The sequence below is a fragment of the Acetonema longum DSM 6540 genome, from assembly GCF_000219125.1.
Classification (GTDB): Bacteria; Bacillota; Negativicutes; order Sporomusales; family Acetonemataceae; genus Acetonema; species Acetonema longum.
Genome location: NZ_AFGF01000206.1, coordinates 1 through 1,797 on the forward strand (window position 1 = coordinate 1; position 1,797 = coordinate 1,797).

Sequence of the window (1,797 nt, forward strand, 5' to 3'; positions counted from 1 at the left end):
ACGAACAGCCGATAAAATGATATCCTCAAAAGTAGAGGTGATAACCATACCCCGAAAAGTCCGACATACAAAAGAAAAGCAAGGAGAGGTTGATCGGCCAATTAAAAATATAACAGGGATATCGAGGAGCCAGATTGCCAGGGATTAGTCAAAGTGTGATTGTGCGAGCATAACAAAAGAACCGTCCCGGCGAGTCTCCACTGTAAAAGGATGACAAATTCTGAATGGTACCTTCTGCCTTTGCAAACTATTGATCGGGCTTTGATAGTACGTTTTCCCCGGCCAACTGCTGGCGCATCGGGTTCATCTTCATCTGCTTACCCACTACCGTGGCTGCAGGGGGGCGTCCGTTTCGCCATCGGAGGGTTCTCTAAAAAAAGCTCAACAGATTTTTACGTTGGTTGACCCTGCTTGAACGTGCGCCAAGGCATTTCACGCCGGGGCGCGTAATTCTTTTGTCGTAGGGGCAAGAGGGAAGGCCTTCGGGGTTTTAGACGCGCGCGCCTGCGTCGCGCGGCGGCAAAAATAATTCCGGTCATCCCGCCTGCCGCCACGGGCGGCAGGTGGGCAAAAAATGCCGTGAGAACAAGGGATTCATCCGCTCGTTCTTGCTTCCCGTGGAAAGACGAGGAGCGGAGCAGCAGGCCGGGCGGCAGAGGGTATCGTCACGAACAACACCCCGTTCCACTGCATCTATTCGCTTCCATCTAAACAAATAGCGAAGCAACGAACGTATTTTGTCCGCTGCTCCGCTGTTTGTTTTTTGCTTTAAAATAAGGTGCCAAAGGGGGAGCGTCTCCGTGTCTCCAATCTCGAAGAGTTAATACCATCTCCAATATTTGGCGCCTTTAAGATTAAGTTGACAAAAGGTAATCGTCCACAGTGTCAACTACTGCCCTCCGTGTTTCCCAAAAGGGACTATCCCCGGTGTCCCCCTCTGTCATCATCGGTTTATCTCAGATTTTCTTAACTCACTACGTATTTCATTATCTACTTTTGAGAAAACCTTAAGGGCTAGGTTTCCTTCATCCGTATAGCCAGATTCTACTCCAACCTCAATATCCAGTTTATCAGACAAATGAGTAGCTATTAATTCTGCAACGGGTCTCAATAGACTCCTATCTACTTTACTTCCTGTTGCCTTATCGACCATCATTAAATAGACGTATTGGTCTTCATAGTCGTAATTATTCATTGCAAGTTCTATTCTCAATCCTAATAAATTCGCAAAATAATAATATCCTCCTATGCTAAAGCTACTCTCACCTTCATTATAGGCACTCACTCCCAACTGTTGGAAAATCAAAGCAGCTAATTCGTCAAACGATTTTTCTTGATTAAAGAAAACCGCAATGGCCATAATGATGCATCTCCTTGCATTATTTCACTATCACGTTTGCCGGATCACTTGGCAATTTTCCAGGCTGGAATCCTCCCGGAGTAACCTTTCGCCCTAATGTCGTTGACCATTTATCTGCCCACGCTTGAAGTTCCGGAAAGTTATTAAACAATTTGTTTGGATGTATAAATCCATCAATGTTTTTTGAAGTACTTATGCCCGGAAGTTTTTGATTAAACTCTATTGCAAAGTCAATATCGCTAGGATTAGAACCATCAAACCGGAATCCACCGCCTTTACTTGAAACACCTGTAGCTGAACTACCCCGGACTTGGATTGAAGTTACGTCCAAACCAGATTTACTAAGAGCTTGCTTGAGTTCTACCGCACATTGATCAAACTGTTCAACGTTACTAAATCCCCTCGGGATAGTTTTGGTTGGAATTAGCTTATCAGCA

General features: G+C 45.1%; 1 protein-coding gene and 1 pseudogene. Both read right to left on the reverse strand.

Translation table 11 applies throughout. The features are described from left to right. Positions 1 to 943: 943 nt before the first annotated feature. Complete coding sequence (locus tag ALO_RS16840) at positions 944 to 1,360, reverse strand: hypothetical protein (protein WP_004098387.1); 417 nt, start codon at positions 1,358 to 1,360, stop codon at positions 944 to 946. Positions 1,361 to 1,379: 19 nt separating this feature from the next. Continuing rightward, positions 1,380 to 1,797 (reverse strand): annotated as a pseudogene (locus ALO_RS22585) (hypothetical protein); the annotation flags it as partial.